Annotated in this window: 21 protein-coding genes and 2 pseudogenes; 6 read left to right on the top strand and 17 right to left on the bottom strand. The window is 65.5% G+C overall.

The genetic code is table 11. From position 1 onward, the window contains the following. Positions 1–106: pseudogene (locus QZT63_RS20200) on the bottom strand (transcriptional regulator); the annotation flags it as partial. Positions 107–720: 614 nt separating this feature from the next. Here QZT63_RS20200 and QZT63_RS18645 point away from each other — a divergent pair. After that, complete coding sequence (locus tag QZT63_RS18645; RefSeq protein ID WP_290653352.1) at positions 721–1,014, top strand: type IIL restriction-modification enzyme MmeI; 294 nt, start codon at positions 721–723, stop codon at positions 1,012–1,014. 387 nt (positions 1,015–1,401) lie between these two features. Here QZT63_RS18645 and QZT63_RS18640 read toward each other — a convergent pair whose 3' ends face one another. From QZT63_RS18640 to QZT63_RS18615, 6 genes are all read right to left on the bottom strand, one after another. Beyond that, positions 1,402–2,247, bottom strand: coding sequence for a methyltransferase domain-containing protein (locus QZT63_RS18640; protein ID WP_290653351.1), 846 nt, complete (start codon positions 2,245–2,247; stop codon positions 1,402–1,404). Next, positions 2,231–3,334 carry a phosphotransferase gene (locus QZT63_RS18635; RefSeq protein WP_290653349.1) on the bottom strand — a complete coding sequence of 368 codons (1,104 nt, stop codon included), beginning with the start codon at positions 3,332–3,334 and terminating at the stop codon, positions 2,231–2,233. Before QZT63_RS18635 ends, QZT63_RS18640 begins: the two co-directional genes overlap by 17 nt. Positions 3,335–3,446: 112 nt before the next feature. Beyond that, complete coding sequence (locus QZT63_RS18630) at positions 3,447–3,857, bottom strand: carboxymuconolactone decarboxylase family protein (protein WP_290653347.1); 411 nt, start codon at positions 3,855–3,857, stop codon at positions 3,447–3,449. Positions 3,858–4,010: 153 nt separating this feature from the next. Further along, positions 4,011–7,121, bottom strand: coding sequence for an AAA family ATPase (locus tag QZT63_RS18625; RefSeq protein WP_290653345.1), 3,111 nt, complete (start codon positions 7,119–7,121; stop codon positions 4,011–4,013). Between the two features lie 15 nt (positions 7,122–7,136). Then, the gene (locus tag QZT63_RS18620; protein ID WP_290653343.1) at positions 7,137–7,415 is read right to left on the bottom strand and encodes a DUF4242 domain-containing protein; all 279 of its coding nucleotides are present in this window, start codon (positions 7,413–7,415) and stop codon (positions 7,137–7,139) included. Between the two features lie 80 nt (positions 7,416–7,495). Further along, complete coding sequence (locus QZT63_RS18615; RefSeq protein WP_290653354.1) at positions 7,496–8,203, bottom strand: polyprenyl synthetase family protein; 708 nt, start codon at positions 8,201–8,203, stop codon at positions 7,496–7,498. A gap of 57 nt (positions 8,204–8,260) precedes the next feature. On the opposite strand from QZT63_RS18615, the gene QZT63_RS18610 reads away from it, so the two are divergent. Continuing rightward, on the top strand, positions 8,261–9,247 hold the full coding sequence (locus tag QZT63_RS18610) for an FAD-dependent oxidoreductase (protein ID WP_290653341.1): 987 nt from the start codon (positions 8,261–8,263) through the stop codon (positions 9,245–9,247). 10 nt (positions 9,248–9,257) lie between these two features. Here QZT63_RS18610 and QZT63_RS18605 read toward each other — a convergent pair whose 3' ends face one another. The 3 genes from QZT63_RS18605 to QZT63_RS18595 are packed head-to-tail and all read right to left on the bottom strand — an operon-like array spanning position 9,258 to position 12,146. Next, positions 9,258–10,109, bottom strand: coding sequence for a DUF3299 domain-containing protein (locus QZT63_RS18605; RefSeq protein WP_290653339.1), 852 nt, complete (start codon positions 10,107–10,109; stop codon positions 9,258–9,260). Positions 10,110–10,141: 32 nt separating this feature from the next. After that, positions 10,142–11,497: an ABC transporter permease gene (locus QZT63_RS18600; protein WP_290653337.1), complete on the bottom strand. Its 1,356-nt coding sequence runs from the start codon at positions 11,495–11,497 to the stop codon at positions 10,142–10,144. Further along, the gene (locus QZT63_RS18595) at positions 11,490–12,146 is read right to left on the bottom strand and encodes an ATP-binding cassette domain-containing protein (protein WP_290653335.1); all 657 of its coding nucleotides are present in this window, start codon (positions 12,144–12,146) and stop codon (positions 11,490–11,492) included. Before QZT63_RS18595 ends, QZT63_RS18600 begins: the two co-directional genes overlap by 8 nt. Positions 12,147–12,231: 85 nt before the next feature. On the opposite strand from QZT63_RS18595, the pseudogene QZT63_RS18590 reads away from it, so the two are divergent. Then, positions 12,232–12,696, top strand: a pseudogene (locus tag QZT63_RS18590) (GTP-binding protein). Between the two features lie 95 nt (positions 12,697–12,791). On the opposite strand, the gene QZT63_RS18585 reads toward QZT63_RS18590, so the two are convergent. The 5 genes from QZT63_RS18585 to QZT63_RS20195 form a co-directional block, all read right to left on the bottom strand. After that, positions 12,792–12,923 (bottom strand): hypothetical protein, encoded by a 132-nt coding sequence (locus QZT63_RS18585; RefSeq protein ID WP_290653333.1) that lies wholly within the window; start codon positions 12,921–12,923, stop codon positions 12,792–12,794. A gap of 74 nt (positions 12,924–12,997) precedes the next feature. After that, complete coding sequence (locus QZT63_RS18580; protein ID WP_290653331.1) at positions 12,998–13,249, bottom strand: hypothetical protein; 252 nt, start codon at positions 13,247–13,249, stop codon at positions 12,998–13,000. Between the two features lie 594 nt (positions 13,250–13,843). Continuing rightward, entirely contained in the window at positions 13,844–14,026 is a 183-nt protein-coding gene (locus QZT63_RS18575; RefSeq protein ID WP_290653329.1) for a hypothetical protein, read from the bottom strand. A gap of 15 nt (positions 14,027–14,041) precedes the next feature. Then, positions 14,042–15,313 (bottom strand): hypothetical protein, encoded by a 1,272-nt coding sequence (locus QZT63_RS18570; protein ID WP_290653328.1) that lies wholly within the window; start codon positions 15,311–15,313, stop codon positions 14,042–14,044. Between the two features lie 397 nt (positions 15,314–15,710). Next, complete coding sequence (locus QZT63_RS20195) at positions 15,711–16,064, bottom strand: type IV toxin-antitoxin system AbiEi family antitoxin domain-containing protein (RefSeq protein ID WP_366637585.1); 354 nt, start codon at positions 16,062–16,064, stop codon at positions 15,711–15,713. Positions 16,065–16,169: 105 nt separating this feature from the next. Between QZT63_RS20195 and QZT63_RS20190 the strand changes: the two genes are divergently transcribed. Next, complete coding sequence (locus QZT63_RS20190; RefSeq protein ID WP_366637583.1) at positions 16,170–16,589, top strand: hypothetical protein; 420 nt, start codon at positions 16,170–16,172, stop codon at positions 16,587–16,589. On the opposite strand, the gene QZT63_RS20185 is transcribed toward QZT63_RS20190, so the two are convergent. Beyond that, positions 16,562–16,957, bottom strand: a complete 396-nt coding sequence (locus QZT63_RS20185; RefSeq protein WP_366637581.1) for a type II toxin-antitoxin system HicB family antitoxin — start codon at positions 16,955–16,957, stop codon at positions 16,562–16,564. The two genes, QZT63_RS20190 and QZT63_RS20185, sit on opposite strands and share 28 nt — an antisense overlap. 23 nt (positions 16,958–16,980) lie before the next feature. Here QZT63_RS20185 and QZT63_RS18555 point away from each other — a divergent pair, with 23 nt between their 5' ends. Continuing rightward, positions 16,981–17,223 carry a hypothetical protein gene (locus tag QZT63_RS18555; protein ID WP_290653321.1) on the top strand — a complete coding sequence of 81 codons (243 nt, stop codon included), beginning with the start codon at positions 16,981–16,983 and terminating at the stop codon, positions 17,221–17,223. A gap of 115 nt (positions 17,224–17,338) precedes the next feature. Next, positions 17,339–18,880, top strand: a complete 1,542-nt coding sequence (locus QZT63_RS18550; protein WP_290653319.1) for a hypothetical protein — start codon at positions 17,339–17,341, stop codon at positions 18,878–18,880. Positions 18,881–18,945: 65 nt separating this feature from the next. On the opposite strand, the gene QZT63_RS18545 is transcribed toward QZT63_RS18550, so the two are convergent. Further along, positions 18,946–19,209 (bottom strand): hypothetical protein, encoded by a 264-nt coding sequence (locus QZT63_RS18545; RefSeq protein ID WP_290653358.1) that lies wholly within the window; start codon positions 19,207–19,209, stop codon positions 18,946–18,948. Positions 19,210–19,320: the final 111 nt, after the last annotated feature.

Here is a 19,320-nt window from a genome sequence, read left to right as displayed (position 1 = left end):
CCTCAGAGAGCCGGTAGCGGCCATGCTCGTCGCGGACCACGACGCCAGCTGCCATGAGCTCCCGCAGCCGCCGGGAGAGCAACGCGCGCGACATGAGCGGCACACCGCCTACAACCCGAGCGCTGAGCAGGAGACCGTGGTCATCGCCACGCTCCTTGGGGCACCCGAGGAGGGCGCGCTCACCATCCCGGTGGACGAGGAGGAGAGCGTCGCGCTGGACGAGCAGTGCGGCATCGATCGGGAGCAGATCGCAGCGGGGCATTCCGGTCACTGATCCGTCATACCTGGGCCGAGGGGCCGGGAGTTAACGCTCCCGGCCACCCGCTACGGTCCTGTGGGACAGGAGAGAAGAACAACGCTGCATCAATATCTGCTGCTTGATAGGGGGCGCGCTGGACCTCTGGAGGCGACGTGCTGCCCGCGTGCTTTGGTGCGGTGTCCGGCAGGTAGCAGTTGTTGGCGCGGGTAACACCGGCCAAGCGGGGCCGGGGAGGCCGGCGTGCCAGGACCTAGGATACGGAGGAGCCGACACCGGCCGAACGCCGCGCCGCGATGAGTTGGGCTCTGTGTCCACTCACAAGTGCTATCGCTTAAGCCTTGTCGAGAATTGACCCTTTCCCATGACTTGGCGCCTTCCGTGATTTCCCCTGCACAGATGACTCCCATAGGTTTGTGTCTGCGACCGCGCATGTGGCGCTTACAAGGAAACCACGAGCGCCCATGGCTCTGTCCTGGAACGAAATCCGCGACCGTGCCGAGACCCAGACCTTCTGGAGCGAGTTCTTCCAGGTGTTCGGCATCACGCGCCGCCGGGTCGCGGCATTCGGGGCGCATGTCCGGAAAATCGAAGAGGAGCATGGATACATCGACTGCTTTTCGCCCGGCATCCTGAGGGCTGAACACAAGTCGCGGGGAAGAGATCTGAAATCGGCCTATGCCCGGGCGCTATGGGCCGGGGTCGAACCTCCGCAACAGCCGGATGTTCATCCAGTTTTATCGGAAATGTGGTCGTAATTCGTTCCTGAACGGCGCATTTCGGCTCGAAACCCGTGCTTTGACAACCTGGCAAAACGCTTCGCCTTGCCCGCAAGAGGCCCGCTCGCGAGGGCGCGATCGGAGGTCGGCCCGGACCGAGACGAATTGCAGGACGCAACGGCGGCGCGTCTCGCACGGAAGCATCCGGGATGCAGGCAGTATCCGAACGTTGTGCCTCACCGCACCGGGCGCGTTACGCACACGGTTTCTGCAGTGATAATGCGACTCCAAGCGGCATTGGCCCCGCCTGTTGGTACGGATCCTTCGGCACAACAATGAGTTGCCGAGGTCCGGCGCCTTGGGACTGCGCCGACTTTCGGTGATTGATCTCGGTGGCAGGTGAACCTGTATTGCCGCGGGACAGGATTATGTCGGGGATTCCGCCCGCGCCGGCTGGCTGACCGGCGGAACGATACCGAGCACTCCGTACTGGGTGAAGCTGAACAGGTACTCGCCGTGGCTCGCGGCGGACTCGATTGCCTTCCACCATTGGTGCAGAGTGCTCAACGGGACGCCGGCCTGCGCGGCCACGTCCAGGCGCGTGTGCAGAAAGGGCAGCCAGTCGCCGCTGCGGTCGAGGTCGACGAGGGGGGTGACGGAAACGTTCGAGAAGCCGGCAGATTGGAGCAGCGGCGCGAGCTTCCGGCCGATGCGACCGTCCACCTGCCGCTCCACGTTGGCGTGCGCGATCCGGCGTGTGACGTCCGGATCGCCCGGGTGCACGATCAGGGTCTCCCAGTCCGCTTCCACGCAGAGGACCCGCCCCCCGGGGCGGACCACGCGGCGCATCTCCGCGATGGCGCGTTGCGGAGCCGGGAGATGGAGAAGGACCCAGCGGCAGAGGGCGACGTCAAATGCGTCGTCGCCGTAGGGCAGAGCGTTCGCGTCGCCGGTGTCGGTGGCGACACGGTCGAGCACACCCGCTTCCGCGGCCCGCTGGCGGGTGTGGTGGAGCAGGCCCGGCGACAGGTCCAGGGCGTGCACGGCGCCGTCCGGGCCGACATGACGCGCGATGTCGACCGTCATGTCGCCGATGCCGGCGCCGATATCCACGGCGCGCTCCCCGTCGCGAAGGTCGAGCAACACCAGCCAATGCCTGCGGGCGTCGCGCTCGGACGCGGTAGCGCTCAACTGGCGCAGGCGGTCGGCGGCGTCGCGTACGGCCCGGGACGTGTTCAGGGCGGTCCAGCGGTCGCTACGGGAGGTGCTCATCGACGATTCTCCGGGCCTCCTGGAAGGCGTCCTGGATACGCTGGCGGCGTACGTTGGAATGGTCCTCGGCGAGGCCGTCCGCCAGGACGAAACCCAACTGGCAGAAGACCCGCAACCAGGCCAGTTCCCAGGACACCCGGAACGCGTCCCGGTCCACCCGCGATCCGCGTTGCTCTTCCAGCCGATCCAGGTAGGCATCGCGCAGCCAGAGCCGGTCCGTCGGCAGACGGCCGTCGTTGGGTGGGTAGGCCCAGTAGTGGAGGAACCAGTGCCACGCCAGGTCGGCCGCTGCTGATCCCCGGGCGGCCAGTTCCCAGTCGAAAAGCACCACCTGCCCATCCACAAAGGCGACGTTGGCACGGCGCAGATCACCGTGAAGGAGCGTAGAGGGTTGGTCGTCGAGTGCGGCGACGATGTCGCGCCAACGCCGGAGCAGCGTCAGGTAGAAGTCAGCGTTGCCGGTGCCGGCGGCTTCCAGAAAACCCGGAAGCAGCATTCGGGGTACCTGGAACGCCTCGGCACTGCGCGCCGCCCATTCCACCGATGCGCGCCCGGTGCTGGCGTACAGCGCGATCTCCACCAGCAAGGCGGTGGTGGCGGACAGGGTCCCGATCCCCTCGCGGGGTGTGTCGGGGGCCTCCCAGTGCGTGGCGTGGAGACTCGCCATGGCCTCGAACAGCCGCAGGGTGTGCGCTTCCGTCCAGCCGCTGCGGGTGACGATGTCCGGGGAGACGTCGTCCATGAGCAGCCACCATTCGTCGCGCTCCGGGTGAAGGGTTGCATCCAGGGTGGGGTTCACCAAGGGCGGCGGGAGCACGCGGGTCGCCCCTGCCAGCCAGGCCGCGGCCTCGCCGTCGTGGCAGAGCGCCTCGCGAAAGGCGCGTTCGCGGGGGATGACCTTGAGGACGAAGCTGCAGCCGTTGGCGCAGGTGAGACGGGTCACCCTGGTCCCGGTGCGGCCGCCGTCCAGGAACTGCTCTTGCGCCGGCTCGGCGAACGAGGGCGGCCGGCCCGCGCGCGCCAGGGCCTCGGCCAGGTAGCGGGTGTCGGACGCCGCGGTATGCGTCGGCTGGGTGGGCGTAGCCATTGTGTTCCTCCCGGCAGCGGGACACGGCGTGGTGCCGGCGGGCCCGGGCGGCCCCCGTCGGTGACCGCCCGGGCCCTTGCTGGCTGCTCGCCGTGGCTGCCGTATTGTGGTGTCAGTCTGTCTCGAACATGGCGTCGATTTCGCGGCGGAACTCGTCCATGTCGTACTGGGCCCCGTTGAGCATCGTGCTCCACTTCCGGATCAGCGCGCCGGTCGCCAGGGCCTCCCGGATCTCGGCGTCGGTGGCGCCGTGCGCCTCCGCTCCCACTGTGTGCGAGTAGATGCAGTAATCGCAGGGAATCTGCGCCGAAACGGCGACGGCGATGAGCTCCTTGGTCTTGCCGTCGAGTGCCGCGTCCGGGTCCGTGAACACGGACTGGATGCTCTCCCAGGCCGCCGCGACCCCCTGGTCGGGGAACGTGTTCTGGACGAAGTCGGGTGCCTCGTTGCTGTGCGCCGGTGCGGCGAACCCGATGGTTGCTGCCAGAGCCAGTGCTGCTGTTGTGATGACGACGGATTTCATTGTTGCCTCCCACGAAACGTGTCGCTTTCCAACGATGTCGGCGTGTGTCGGTCGGTCCAGCTCTCCGGTCGGTTACGAACTGGACAGCGCCAGGAAACCATATTGGTGTTGGGACGGGCGTTGGAATCGGTGTTGGAGGCGATCGGCTTCCGTTCAGCGGGGGATGGCGGGGTGGGCCGCGGCCGCAGCCTCTTCGGCGGCGCGTCGGGCGCGGGCGGAGAGGCAGTGGTGGGCTTCGCTCGGGATGCGCTCGAGGTGGGTCAGCGCCGATGCGCGGTCGCCTGCGGTCATGGCTACCCGGACCAGCAGGGCGCGTGCCACGGTCACCTCGTTCGCCTGATCGATCACCTCGGCGCTGTGCAACGCGTCCTCGGCCCTCTCCCGGGCGGCATCGGTCCGGCCTGCCTGCCAGTCGCTCCAGGCGGCGAGACTCTGCACGTAGGCGATCATCCACTGGCTATCGGCGGCGCGCAGCTGTTCCAGGGCGTCATCCAAGGCCGCCGCGGCCGAACCGTCTCCATGCTGGAGCCGGGCCAGCGCTTCCAGCGCCAGCGCGAATGGTACCTCGGCGCCGTCTCCGAGCTTGACCGCTACGGATTGCAGGGCATGACACCATTCCAGTGCGTCCTCGGGTGCCTGGCGTTCGAGCTCGATCATGGGTAGGCGGGACAGGCAGTAGTACTCCCACCAGGGCATGCGGTCGCGCCGGGCCAGCGCCAGGGCGTGTTCGATGTGCGCGCGCGCCTGCTGCAGCTCGCCGCGATGGTGTGCGACCAGCGCGAGGGCCAGGGGGAGTTCGCAGCCGGGCTCGCGCACGTCGAACTGCTCGGCGAGATCCTGCGCCTCGCGGGCCAGTTGCTCTGCACGCTCCATGTCACGGGCGAGCATGCCGAGGCACCGGGCGGTGTAGGCCACGGCCTGCACCATGGTGGTCGGGTCGGCGGTCCGTCCGGCGCGTTCTGCGCGGACCGTGAAGTCCAGGGCATCGCTGTATCGGCCGCGCAGATAGAGCAGCACGCCGATCAGGTACAGCCCGTCATGCACCTCCCCGCTCGTTCCGAACGCCCGGGCTTCGCGCACCAGTGCGCGCAGCCGCTGCTCCAGATCGGGTGGCTGATGCGGCTCCATGCCCGGGTGGATGTAGAGCTCCAGCAATTCCAGGGAGCACGGCAGTCGGGTTTCGTCCGGAAGTGGCTCCAGATGGGTCTGGCCCCGCTGAGCCAATGCCGCCGCCTCCTGGTAGGCATGGATGCGCAACGCGTGGCGGCCGGCTACCGCGCAGGCGCGCGCGGCGAGCGCATGATCGCCGCCTAGGTCGGCGTGGTAGGCCACCTCGCCGGCCAACGACTCCTCCATGTCGCTGCTGCGCGCCTGGCCCTCGGCGACCGGCAGATGGATCGTCTTCTTGCGGCACCACAACCGGGATTGCCGGACGCCGCGAGCCAGGCTGCGGGCGATCTGCAGGTGGATAAGGCGCCGGCGCGGCTCCGACAGTGACTGATAGGCGGCCCGGCGGATCAGGTCGTGGGCGAACTCGTACCGACCGTCCTCCGCCGCGCGCAGGATGGCGTGCCGTTCCAGGTCCTCCAGACCGTGAAGCAGGGTCGTGGACGGCAGGTTCATCACCGCCGCCAGTCGGTCCGGATTGAAGCGGCGACCGAGGGCGGCAGCCCAGGGCAGCAACGCCGCCGCCTCTTCGCCAACGCCGGCCAGGCGACCGGCAATCAGGCCGCCCAGCGTATCCCCCAGCAACGGCTGACCACTCCGGTGCGAGCGCGCGATCTCGAGGGCAAACAGGGGGTTGCCCTCCGACTCGCGAAAGACGCGGTCGCCGTCCACCTGGGGTGCGACGCTTTGGGCGACGGCGACCGTATCCGCCGCGGACAGCGGTTCGACCGCCAGCATCCGTAAAGCGCGATCCCGTCGCAGCGCGTGAACCGCACGCTGCGCCGCCGGGTTGCTCTCCAGTTCGCCGGCCCGCGCTGCCAGGACGAACGCCACCGGGGCGTCGGCGGTGGCGCGGGCCACATAGTGCAGCAGCGCGGCCGACGCCTCGTCGAACCACTGGAGATCGTCCAGGATCACGACCACGGTCATACCGGCGTGGGACCGTTCGGTCAGCAGTTGGGCAACCGCGTTGAACAGGCGGTTGCGATCGCCGGAATCGTCGGCCGCGGGTCCCAGTTCCGGCAGCAGGGCGGCGAGTTCCTGCCGCAGAGCCGAGGGGATCGTGGTGGACGCTGCGGGGATCGCGCGCAGGGCGTCGATCCAGGGTGCATAGGGGCGCGTCGCGTCCATCTCGAATGCCCGCCCGCCGAGCACCTCGGCGCCTGCGCCCTGAAGCCGCGCGGCGGCCTCCTGCAACAGCCGGGACTTGCCGATACCCGGGTCACCGCCGATGAGCAGCGGGGTTCCGTCCTCCAGCGCCTCCCGGATGCAGGCCAGTTCTGCCTGGCGACCCACCAGGGGTGGTGCGCCCGAGGATGGCGCGCGGGAGGGGGACGGCGTAGCGAAGGCGGGTGCGATCGGGGTCAGCTGCGCGTGCAACTGCTCCAGTCGATCAGAGGGCGTTAGCCCGAGTTCGTGCTGCAGGATGCGCCGGCACTGCTCGTACCGCTCCCGTGCCTCCGCGGTCCGCCCCATCGCGTGTAAAAGCGCGATCAGGTCGGCGTGCGCATCTTCGCAGAGCGGATCAAGCACCAGCCGGTTGCGGGCATACGGCAAGGCGGCATCGGGCTGGTCCTTCAGCCGCTGCACCAGTGTGCGCAGGACGTCGTCGTGGAGCTGATGCAACGCCTGGCGCTCCGCGACGCACCAGGCGTCGAAGCGGTAACAGTCGGGGAGGTCCACGCCCTCCAGGAAGGGGCCTCGCAGGAGTTCCGCCGTCTGACACAGGCAATCGGTGGCGACATCGTCCGCCGTGGAGGGAATCAATGCGCGCACGCGCGCCACGTCCAGGGCGACGTCCTCGGCATGAAAACGCAGGTAGTCCCCGTCGGTGACCAACCGTGTGGTGGTCTCATCATCGAGCAGGGGGCGGATCTTGGCCAGGCACCACCGCAGTTCCGCGCGCGGGTTGGCGGGGCCGTCCCACAACAGGTCGCAGAGGTGCTCTCGGGACTGCGCTTGACCCGATGCAACCAGGTAGGCGAGTAGTGCGCGGGCCTTCCGGGACCGGGGCAGGTCCATCTCCGCGCCGTCACGCAGGACCGATGACCTGCCGAGCAGACGGATTTCGAGCCGGCACACGTCCGGCGTTGTCACGTGACCTCGTTTCGCCTACGGCGTTGGTGGCGCGAGCCCGGCATCCGTCGGCAGCACCATTGCCGGCCAGACGCGTTCAAAGGGATAGCCCGCGGTGCGATACGCCAGCCGGACGGCCTCCGCGTCCGGCGCCTCAAAGGTGCAAATCATTCTCCGCCGGTCATGGGAGAGGTAGCTGCGGAGCCACTCAACCCGGTGGTCCTGCAGGCAGGGGCCAAGGCGCTGACCCATGAGTTCGAGGTCGGCGTCCAGCATCGGCTCGCCGAACGTGCGCTCCATTACCAGGTAGGTCATGGGGTTCCTCCGTAAGCCGCTTGCAAGGGTGGGATCTGCACGACTGGAACCGTTGGTCTGACCCCGGTTTTTATAAAAGGCTAATCCAAACGTTGTGGGCTTTCAACGAAGTCGAAAGGCGGGAGATGGCCTGACGGAAGCCGCTGAGCCTCGACATTCCTCGCGAGCCGCGCGGAGCTGCGCACGCCGGCAAGGGGCCGGGCGCGGGGCTTCGCGAACGCCCGGTCCCTCGAGCCGGCATCAGCCCCCGGCGCTCGAAGGCGCGCTGGCATCGCGGTCGATGCCGCACTGCCCGTCGAGGGCGTTGCCCTCGGCCTCGTCGACGGGGATCGTAAGCGGGCGCTCGGCCGGCGCACCGAGCAGAACGGCGACGACCACCGTTTCCCCGCTTGTGCCCGGGTTGTAGGGGACGTGTGCGGCTCGTCGCCTGGGTCGACCAGTGCGCCACCGTGGCCGTATTCACGCGCCACACCCTCCCCGCCAATCACGCGGCCGGCCTGCTTCGCGAGGTGAAGCACCAGCGTGCGGCTGGAGGCGGGGTCGTCGATATTGGCCGCCGTGAAGAAGGCGCTAGTACTTTGCGATAAGTCACCCGTACACAGCGTGATGTCGCTCCCATAGAGGTGCCAGATCGTGGGTTGACCGCGCCGCACCGTATCACCATCGCTGAGGTCATCGTGCACCAGCGATGCATTGTGGAGCAGCTCGCAAGCAGCCGCCGCATCAATTCCGTGGTGTTGATCAGCTCGGCACCGGCCTCCCTCGGCGTTGCGGAATTGGCACCACAGGCGACATCATTGGCTCCCACGCGATCCCGGGACGAAGGCGAGTGAGGATTGAAAGCAATGCATGAGCGCACCCATGTGGCAGTGATCGGCGCGGGGCTGGCAGGGCTGGCCTGTGCCCGACGCCTGCGGGAGGCAGGTAATCAGGTTGCCGTGCTGGAGAAGTCGCGGGGGCCGGGTGGGCGCATGACCACCGCCCGCGGACCGGATTGGCAGGCCGATCTGGGAGCGCAGTATTTCACCGCCCGGCATCCGGAGTTTATTGCCGCCGTGGAGGACTGGCGTCGCCAGGGGGTGGCCGCACTATGGGATGGCCGCCTGGTGCGGCTGGGTATAGCCGGCGTGACCGCGGTCGACGATGACCGGCAGCGCTGGGTTGGGGGGCCGCGCATGAGTGCCGTCACCCGCAATCTGGCACAGGAACTGGATGTGCTGCCGGAAACCCGGATCACCGGGATAGCCGGCGAGCCCGGAGGCTTGCGACTCCAGACCGCGGCAGGCAAAGAGGCGGGCGCCTTCCATGCCGTGGTTGTCGCCGTGCCGCCGGCGCAGGCAATACCGTTACTGGAACCCATCGCGCCGGAGTTTGCCAAGCGTGCCGCCGGCGTGATGATGAGGCCATGCTGGTCGGTCGTGGTGCGTCTGTCGGGCGAAACGCCGGAGTTCGACGCCGCGTTTGTCGAGGATGACACCTTGCGCTGGCTTGCCCGGGATGGCAGCAAGCCGGGGCGGAAGGAGGCAAGCGTGTGGGTGGCCCATGCGGTCGGCCCGTTTTCCGAGGCCCGCCTGGAAGACGATGCCGGTGTCATCGGCCAGGAGATGGCAGGGCGGGTGCAAGCGATGACGGGGATGGCCGGCGGCGCGGAGGTGCTCCGTTGCCATCGCTGGCGCTATAGTCAGTGCGTTGCCCCGCTGCAGGACGGTTATCTGCTTGCCCCACAGCAAGGGCTGGGCGTGTGTGGTGACTGGTGCCATGGCTCCCGAGTGGAGGATGCCTGGCTGAGCGGCCACCAACTCGCCAGTGCACTAATGGACGCCGGGGTGTAATTCACCGCTCCTACTCCCGACGCGCGTCCTCGAGTCGGTAGAACAGGCCCATATCGCTGTTTTCCACCAGTTGCATGTCACCGGAAAGCACCACCGGGTCGAAGCTGAATTCCATGGGGCGCTGGGCCTTGACCTCGATGACGCTCTCGGGCCCGCCGGGGAGACAGTAGAAACAGCTAGGCGGCGTGCGGCTGACCAGGAAATGCTGCTGTTTCTCGCTGTTGTCCAGCGGCATCATGAACCCCTGCACCTTGACCTCGCGACCATTGAGTTCCCGCAGCTCGTCGCTGAACATCGGCTCCAGCAGGCCGTGATTGCCCTCGCGGCTGTCCACGCTGCCGAGCAGATCCCACGACACTGTGCCGTCGACGTCCGGAAGTTCGGTGGCGCGCTCCTCCATGTGCTCCAGGGGATGGCCGAAGGCTTCGTCGGTGACATAGACGGTGAGCTGTTTGCTGACGCCATCGCCGGTGAAGGTCAGCGTATCCTCGCCGGGGAGAATGGGGCGGAAGCGTAGCTCTGCCAGGCCATTGCCATCGGTCTCGAGGCGGCGGTCGCTCAGTTCGTTGCCCACCAGGGAACTGACCTCCAGTTCCGCGGAGGAGACGCGCTCACCGTCGTCGTCCTCCAGGGCGATGGCGAGATCGAGAAACTCTTCCCGGGACGTGGTCAGTCCGGCGACTTCACCGAGCTCGTCCATGTCCTTCATGTACACGCGAATGGCTGCGCCGTCGTCGCTGCTCCCGCCGGCGGCGGCCTCGGCCTGGACCGGGGCACCGTCATCATTGACGGTCCCGGTGTCCTCGCCGCAACCGGTGAGCGCCACCGCCAGGACCGGAACGAAAAGGAGTTGAGTACGCATGCGTCACCCCTGTTAATGCCTCAGCCGCGGGGTCAGCGCCCGCGACTCAAGGTTTCCGCGATGTCGGTGCGATAGGCCCGGATGGCGGGGATCAGCGCCGCCAGTACGCCGACGCCGACCGCCATGACCACCAGCCAGAGCTGCTCCGGCACGAAGACCAGGCCTGTCATGTTCAGCTGCTGGGTCTGGCGGAACATCTGGCCTAGCAACTCGGCGGCCACATGGCCCAGGAGCAGACCGAGCAGCGCACCCGCCAGCGCCAACAGGATGGCTTCACAGAGCACGTGGAGGAAGAGTCGCCCGCGGGACGCCCCCAGTGCCCGCATCAGCGCGAGATCATAGCGGCGGTCCTTGAGGGCATTGTACAGGCCGATGAATACGCCCAGTCCTGCGGCCAGTACCAGCACCCAGCCGAATGCCTGGAGGGTGTTCATGCCGACCCCGAGCATGCGCACCAGGCGCGCAGTCTCGTAGGCGGGTGCTGCCGCCTGCAGCGCACCGCGGCTGTTGACCACCCGGGGCAGGGTAACGGCGGCGAGGGGCGACTGGTACTGGACCAGCAGAGCGGTGAGCTCGCGCTCGTCGTCGTGCCCGTGCGCCTCCGCCCCTTCCTCGCCGCCGCCGTTGTGGCCCTCATGATCGTCACCGTGAGCGTGCTCCTGCGCCTCATCGTCATGGGCGTGTTCACCGTTGTCGGCGTGCTCATCGTCGTCGTGGTCATGATCGTGCACCTGCCAGACACTGGGGAGGCTCACCAGTATGAGACGGTCCAGGACGGTGCCGGTTCGCTCGAGGACGCCGGTAATGCGATAGGGGTGATCATCATGGACTTCGCCGCCGGCGGCACCGTCCGCTGCAATGCCGTGGACGCCGACGAAGGTGTCACCCACATCCAGGGCGGTTCGCTCGGCCACTTCGGCGCCGAGCACGGCTTCCATGTCGTCCTGCCTCATCTGACCGCGCCGCGGCGTTGCACCGTAATGGGTCGCGTACTGTTGACTGGTGCCGACGATACGGAAGCCGCGGTAGCTGTCACCCAGTGCCAGGGGGATCGTGTTCGCGACCAGAGGGTGCTCCCGCACCCAATTGGCGTCCTGCAGGGGGATGTTCCCGGTGGGCACGTCGATATGGTAGAGGCTTGAGAGAATCAGCTGCACGGGGCTGCCCTTGGCACCGACCACCAGGTCGATCCCGGCCGCATCGCGGCTCAGGCGCTGCTCCACCTGGTGCCCGAACAGCAGAAGCACGGTAATGGTGGCGATGCCCAGGGCCAGCAGCAGCAGGTTCAGCGTGGCCGAGAGGGCATTGCGCCGCAGGTAGGCCAAGCTCAGACGGGCCATGCTCATGCCGCCGCGCTTGCCTTCGATGGCGCCTTGCCCATCACGCATGGTGCGCCTCCGAGGTGCCGGGAGCGAGTTCCAGTGTGTGCTCCATGTATTCGCGCACACGGCCGTCGTGGGTGGCCACGATCAGGCTGGCACCGCTCTCCCGGGCCTGTTCCGTGAGTAGGGCCATGACCTGTCGGCAATTGCGATCGTCCAGGGCCGAGGTGGGCTCGGCCGCCAGGATGGCCAGCGGTTCGTTGACCAGTGCCCGCGCGATGGCCACGCGCTGAGCCTGGCCCTGGCTCAGTCGATGCGGGTACTGGTCTGCAAGCTCGTCGATGTCCAGACGTCCAAGCACCGTCCGTATCCGTGTGTCGTCCCGGGGAAGGTCCGCGAAGTAGCGGGCCAGTCGCAGGTTGTCGGTGACCGTGAGGGCCGCCACCAGATGCAGGGTCTGGAATACCAGGCCGATATGCCGCCCCCGGAAGCGATCCAGTGCGCGCTCTCCCATGCGGTGGAGTTCCTGGTCACCGACCACGATCCGGCCGGCGGCCGGCCGCAGCAGTCCGGCCAGGATATGCAGGAATGTGCTCTTGCCGCTGCCGGACGGCCCGATAATGGCCCAGTGTTCACCGCTCCCGCCCTGCCAGGTGGGCAGGGAGACAGTGCTTCCGTCACGATAGCGATGGGTAATCCCTTCAAGCGCGAGCATTGATCTCCGGCTTCCTGTCGCAATTTGTTATAGTATAACGTCCTATCGCCCTGTCCACAGCCCCCACGGGCTTCCAGATTGACGGATGCATTGCATGTCGCGCCAACGCATCACTGACGTTCCGACCAACCTGATCAGCGGCTTCCTCGGGGTGGGCAAGACCACGGCGGTTCGCGCATTGCTGAATGGGGCGCCGGCGAACAAGCGCTGGGCCGTGCTGGTCAATGAGTTCGGCCAGCCAGATCGGCGTGGACGCCGCGGCCGTGGCACCTGAACGCGGTGAGCCCGTGATTCGGGAACTGCCTGGGGGTGCCTGTGCTGCACCGTGGGGGCACCCCTGCAGGTCACCCTGACGCGGCTGCTGCGCGAAGCGCAACCGGACCGATCGCTGATCGAGCCCACCGGCGTGGGGCATCCGGTGCGGGTGCTGGATACCCTGCGTGGCCAGCGGCTGGCAGAGGTCCTGGATGTCCGCGCCACCGTCTGCTTGGGGGATCCGCGCCGCCTGGATGACGAGCGGGTGATGAGTGACAGTACTTTTCAGGATTAGCGGCCCCTGGATCAAAGGCACCTGACGAGTCCGCGCCAATGCTCTGCAATGGTCGCGGCTTGCGCCGCTCCTACGGTGAGTAGGCGGGTCGACGTTCAGTCCGTGTGGAACGCCTCGCCGTTGGACGCCATGCGCTCCAGGGCGGGTGCCGGCACGAACCGTTCGCCGTGCTCGCCCTGGAGTTCGCGCAGGCGCTCCACGGTTTCCTTGATGCCGCGAGCGTCCATGACGTCGTTTGGGCTGTGCCGTCAGCGGCGCGGCAACGGCTCGCCGGGCGCCACACCGTCGCCAGGCGCCGCCATCAACTCGGCGATGCGCCCCGCGTAAGGCGCTGCTCGGCCAACGCCTGGCGCTGCCGGGTGCGCTCGCGCTGGGCGCGCTTCAGCTCCGCCGGGGTCGCAAACCGGTCGCGCGAGAGGTCCTCCAGGCGGTCGACCTCGCGCTCCAGCAGCGCCAGGAGCTCCTCCTCGCGGGCGACGTTCTTGCGATCGAGCTCGACCCGTCGCTGCTCCACCGAACGCTCGGCAACCAGCTGGTCGACCTCCGCTAGCAACCATTACAATGCTGACCTGGTAGGCGACGAGCACCGGCGGTGTTTGCTCGAGCGTTTCGACGAAACGCAGCATGATCCGTTCGCGTTGAAACGGCGCCTCCTTATGCCACAGCGAACGATACCAGCTCTCGGCCGGGCCGTTCAGCTCGGCCGCGCCCATCGCGATGGTCATTGGCAACGGCCATCGCTGCCCGCCCCGGCTCTTGTGCGGCCACCACCGCGGCACCTAAGGCGCGACTTCCGCCGCGATACCGGTACCCGGCCGCCACCGCCCAAGCGGCCCGGGATCACGCATTCGCGCTTACTAACCTTTCAGGAAGGATTGTCAGCTCTAAGAGCCCGCAGCCCCGCTCAATCCCCCATCAGGGAGAGGCCTGGCCATGGCTCCTGCAAGGGTCGCTCCGTCATACGACAGCATCACCGCCGCGAGCTCCCGAAAGGCTTCCAGCTCGTCCTTTCGGACTTTCCCACCCACATTCCTCCCCCTTTCCAAACGTTTCACCGGGGCGTGTGACCGAGAACTTCAGCGGGCTGTCCAACTATTTAATCTGCGTGACAACAGATGGGAGGGATAGTTCTGCCTCGACCTTACCCTTAGGCCGTGGAGGCGCGCAGAAGCTTGCGCACCCGGTTCACGTACCTGCGCGCGTAGTCGCGGCCTTTCTCGAGCTCAGCAGAGCGTTCGGCAGCCGTCATGTCGAGCTTTTCCTTGGACCGCGCAAGCCCTTGCGCCTCGTCCGAGCGGACATGCGGGTTGTTAGATGTGTTCCAGACCATGACTACCTCCGCGATTCAATGATCAGTATGTGGGCCCGCAGTGTCGTGATCAAGGGGGTGGGCGTGTTTGGATGACTGCCGAAGCGCCGCTGCTCCGTCGCGTTTGTATTGTGCTAGCTCTGCCCACAGGTATGCACGCACCAACGTCCCGACCTCTGCGAGCAACGGCTCGCAGAAGTACGCAAACCGCTGCGCCTGGCGCTCAGAGCCGATGATGTCGGGACGGTTCGCGTAGAGGTTGACGACACCGAGAATGGGATCATATCCACCGGCCTCGTCGTATTCCCCGAAAGGCAGGGCCAGCACGCTATGCGCTTTGGGGTTGCTCCGATAGTAGGCGACCAGCCGCCGCCGGCTCGTTAAATCGAACCCGTTGCGTTCCTCAATGTCCCGCGCGATGTTCTGGATGTCACCGACGTAGCTGTGGTGTTTCAGGCCGACTGCGGTCGGAGCACCCAGGATGTTGATTAATGGGGCATGTGTTCCGTGATCGAAGACCGGCAAGGCAAGAGGTTCAAGCTTATCCGTCTCGGGGGTGCCGAACCGCTTCGAATTCGTGCTCAGGTCAAGAGCCAGGTCCAGGAACGCCGCAGCGGTTGCACTGAACGCCTTGCGGTCTGCCTTGGAGAAATGCCGTAGGCCCAGGTCCAGGCGGCGTTGCAGATCGATGCTGCCGGCGAACTCGTTCGCCCATCGAACGAGCATGACGTTTGCGCGGTAGAGTTCCGGGGCCGCCGCACCCTGCCGGTCCCAGTCCCACGCGAGGTTAAGGAGCCGATCCAGCACGCTTCGGATATCCTCGGCCACCTCCTCGCGTCTGTCCGCTCGCTCGCTCGTATCCAGGTAAGGGAATACCTCATAGGTTGCACCGACCCATTTGGTTTGTCGGTAGCTGCTGTTTTGCAGGTGCAGGAAGCGTTCCTCCGGCATGGTGAGTGCTTCGTCCCGGAATCGGTTCATTGTCTCGACAAGGCGATTCACCTCCCTGTGATGATCAACCGAGAGACGCCGATTGCGTAACGCGTTAACCAGCACGTACAGCGCTGTGAGAAAGATGAGGGCATACCAGGCGGAGAGCTCGCCTCGGCTCAGAGGATCGATGAAGAACCCAATCGCAACTGGGATCAGCAGACCGAAAAGGATGGTGACGACGTAACCCCAGGTCGTACCCCACCATCGGCCACGGACAAGCCAGTCAATGCCTGAGGCACATGCACGAATCGCATGCCATGCACGAGTTGGAGCATTAGCAAGAAAGGGGACAAGACGGGGGATGAAGCCGGCCATCACCGTTGCCTGTCGCTATTGGCCAAGGTGCAAGGATGCCATTGCGACGGGCAATGACAACCTCGCTGTTCCAGGCGCCGCCACGCCTTGCGTTCGCTAACTAATGACCCGGCTCCTGTTGGTCTCGATCACATGCGTCGCTCCGGCCCCTCGGGTGGCCGAACCGTCCCATTCTGGCAATCCGGCGTTGCCCCTTTGACGCCGGCGCGGATCCTCGAGCTTGGCGAAGCACCTGCGCACGCATGCCACGAGCCCCGGCATGGAGAGATCTTGGCGCAGTTTCGGTAAAGGGGCGGCCATGCGCAGCACTCCACTGAGGGGATTCAGTGGCCTAGCTTATGTTGCGAGAAGCTATCGCGCAAACTTACCGCAAGCTGTTGATCCTGCAAGCCTCCTGTTAATCGCCGGGAATTGCTGCAGGGACAGTGATCTGATACTTTGGATCGAGCTTGCCCCCTATGACCAGCATGCGCTTGCCCTTGTCAAGATCGATCCGGTCCTCCGCGACGTGCGCAAGCCGGCGATGGGAGGGACGTTCGGCAAAGAAAAGGAACAAGCGTTTGACCTTGATGCTATGGGCCTGTTCAAGCAGGCGCTGCATGCGGCGCGGGCTGAGATCGACCCGTCCTTCGACCAGGAGGTCAACGTCGTGAAAGCTGTCCTCCTTCGGAAGTTCGCCCAGGAGCTCAAGCAATGCGCGTTCCGGTGCGCAGATCAGCAACGGCCATTGCCACTGCCCCCAAGGGTGCACGCGGAGTATAATCCCGGTCGAGGACCGAAAGCGCTTGCGTCCGTCAGGATATCACGCCTTTTACCAGTTTCGTCACTATTAAACGCGAAAAATACAGGAATTGAAATGATTTATGATTTAAAAATAGAACTCATATATGGTCGATTTAAGGAGGATGAATGGGATGGAATCTTGGAGATTGACTCTTCTTCTTTTCTCGACGAACTGCACCAAGCAATCCAGAACGCTGTTGACTTCGATGATGATCATTTGTATGAATTTTACGTGTCAAGAACGGAGAGAAGTCGTCAACGTACCCGGTTTGATGATGACAATGGCGAAGTATATACGAAAACAATAGAAAGTATTTTTCCACTGGGTAAGCACAAGAAATTTTTCTATATGTTTGACTATGGTGATGGCTGGATATTTCAAGTATCTTTAAGCAGGAAAAAGCCTCATCCACCAGAACCCGGTATAAAATACCCACGACTTAAAAACGAAGTTGGCAAGAAGCCTCAACAATACCCGAATTGGGATGAATAACATTGCCGATCCTTATTTGTTGTCGCGACAGCGCGACCTATCCGCATTTGGACTAGCACATGGACGTGGCCATGCTCCTCGACCGCTGCCCACACCCACCCCGCGTAATCGGCATTGCGCAGATACGCGGTGACCTCCGAGCCCTGCGGGATCGGCTCTCCATGCCCTGCCAGGCTCCCCAGATGCGCCTCGATGGCCTCCCTGGCGTTGGCAAGCGCCTCGTCACCGGCCCCAGCGAACGCGCCGGTACCATCACAGTCTGCGCGCAGGGAGCGCTCTATCGCGTCGAGCAGGATGCGTAGCGCCGTGTCGAGCGCGCCCGGGTGGTGGTGCAAGTCCCCACGCAAGCGCTTCGGCAGCGACAACACCCACCGGCACACCGGCGCCGGTGATGAGAGCGCGCGAGCCTTCAAAAAAGGGGTTTATACTGCTTATAGTTCTGAGCGGAGCGGAACTCGAAGCTATCCTGCCCGGCACCCCCGGCCGCGAGGCCTTTCACAAGCTGATAACCACGGTGGAGCTCGCCTCAGCGGCGAATAGCAGCCAGGCCATGCTGAAGGAGAGAAGTCTGGCGCTCGGCAACAGCGCTCAGACGATTGCAATAAGAGTACCGTCTCTTGCAGCCCTGCTGTGATCTCCGGGAGCTTCCCGGACGGTCAGGGTGAGCCGCTCGATGGGTCGAGCTGAATGGCGCGCAGCCGGCGGCTGCCTTCGCCTTCGGCCGAGTTGGCACTCTTGGACATTCTGCCATGCCTGTGTCCGACAACGATGATGTTCTGTCATCCCTCTTCACGAAGGCCCGCGAGCAGTACGACAGCGCGGCGCGGTGGTCGGTGGTGATTGTCCTCGGCCTTTTCCTTCTCCACCTCATGACGATCGGTCCGTTCCTGCGCGTCATGGGCAACCAGGCGGTCGCCGAGGCCGAGCTTGAACGCCTGCAGGACGCCAAGTCCGCGCTCGTGGAGGTTCGCACCGGCCTGGAGGATTTGAAGCGCATCGCTGCCGACGAGCCGGCAGCGCAGATGCGATGGCTTGTCGAGGGGAAGAAGTGCGATTTCCGTCAGCTCGATGCGACGCTCGATGCCCATTTCTCCGCAACCTCCGACCGGATCCTCTCCGCCGATCCGGTCCCGGTGCAACCCGGGGTGCAGCACGCCATTCCGCAGGCTCCCGAGGTCCAGATGCCAGGTCAGGAATTCGAGACGCCACAGCGACAGAGGCTCCAGGGCACCCAGCAAGCCCCGCAGCAACAACCGCAGTGGCAGCAGCAGCCCATGCAGATGCAACAGCAGCAACTCCAGATGCAGGTACTGCCGGACACCTCGGAGTGCTGGCCTACCCACGGTGTACCGCCCGAAGAATTGCCATCCCATATCAGCCGCGATATGCCGATCGAAACGCTGCGCGATGAGCTTCGCCCCTTGATCGAGCGCTATATCGTGGCGCCGCGCTTCGACGATTTCGGCGCCTATTGGACTCACCAGGTACGTCCGGAGGCCGCTCGCCGTATCACGGCGCTGACCGCAAGTATCGACAATCTGACAGGCCAGCTTCCAGAAGCGCAGGAGGAGTTGTCCGCGCTTGCCCGCGACCTCGACCGGATCGATGCCCGGATTTCCGACTGGACGCTGGAACCGCCGGACGATCCGTTCTGGTGGGCTTCGGAGGCGATAAAGGACGAATTTGGCCACGAAAGTGTGGCGGCTCTCTCCGAGAGGATGGCCGCCGATCTTATCGTCAACGCGGTTCATGCCGTCACGCGTCAGGCAGATGCGCTGATTTCTCGGCAGGAAGCCTTGATAAGCGCGTTGACAGAAGAGGCCGAGCGCCTCGCTGCGGATTTCGAGCAGCAGAAGGATCGGATGGCATCGTTCAGCGAGGCCGTCGGCGTAATGACCTTCGGACTCGACGCCATTGCCAAGCGGTTCCCGCTTCTTCTGGGCGTGACGCTCGCCGGTGTCGTGCTCTGGCTCACCCGGCAGCAGCACCAGCTTGGAATGATCGTTGACCTTTCAGCACGCCGCAGCCAAACAACGGTGTATCGGGATTGGTACGACGCCTGGGCGCTCTCGCCGCGATTCCTGCTGGTGCAGACGGTGCTGTGGACGCTCGCGGGGACGGCATGGGTCGCCGTGGCGGGGTGGCAGGTGTGGCGCTGGCCGGCGGTCGATCGCCCCGAAGGCGCCGTCATGGCGGTGCTTGGCTGCGCAGTGATCGTTGCGGCGCAGGTCTATCGCTTCGCCCGACTGCGTCCGCTGGCGCCGAAAGACCGCGCGCCGGCGACATCCTGACGCAACCGACGCCTGGTCGCAGTGGCCATTTCTGCAGGCGATCTCGCGGTTGCTTCCATTAGGCTTCACACAACCTCGCTCTCGTTACGGGTGCTGAGGACGAGGTGGCGGCTTGCCAGACTGCCGGAGCGTAGATTGAAACGGATGTCGTCGCTGCGCGGATGGCGCTTGCCCGCCTCCGGCATCTCGCTGTCCAGGGCCGTCCACTTGCCCCGTATCAGCCGGCCCTCGCCGGCGCCGCTGTCGCGAATGCCGACGGTGAGGACAACCTGCATCAGGTGCTGGCAGCCCTGATGCCGCGGCCGCGGGTCAACCTCGCCCGATTCCACGGGGTGTTTGCGCCAAACAGCGAACACCGCGCGCCGGTGACACCGGCCAGGCGGGGCAGGGGAGCCGAGTGCCTCGCACAGGAAGATTCGGAACGCTAAACCGCTTTGCGG

Origin of the sequence: Aquisalimonas sp. (assembly GCF_007120195.1) — a bacterium.
Taxonomy (GTDB): Bacteria; Pseudomonadota; Gammaproteobacteria; order Nitrococcales; family Aquisalimonadaceae; genus Aquisalimonas.
This window is presented reverse-complemented; position numbering and strand designations above follow the sequence as displayed.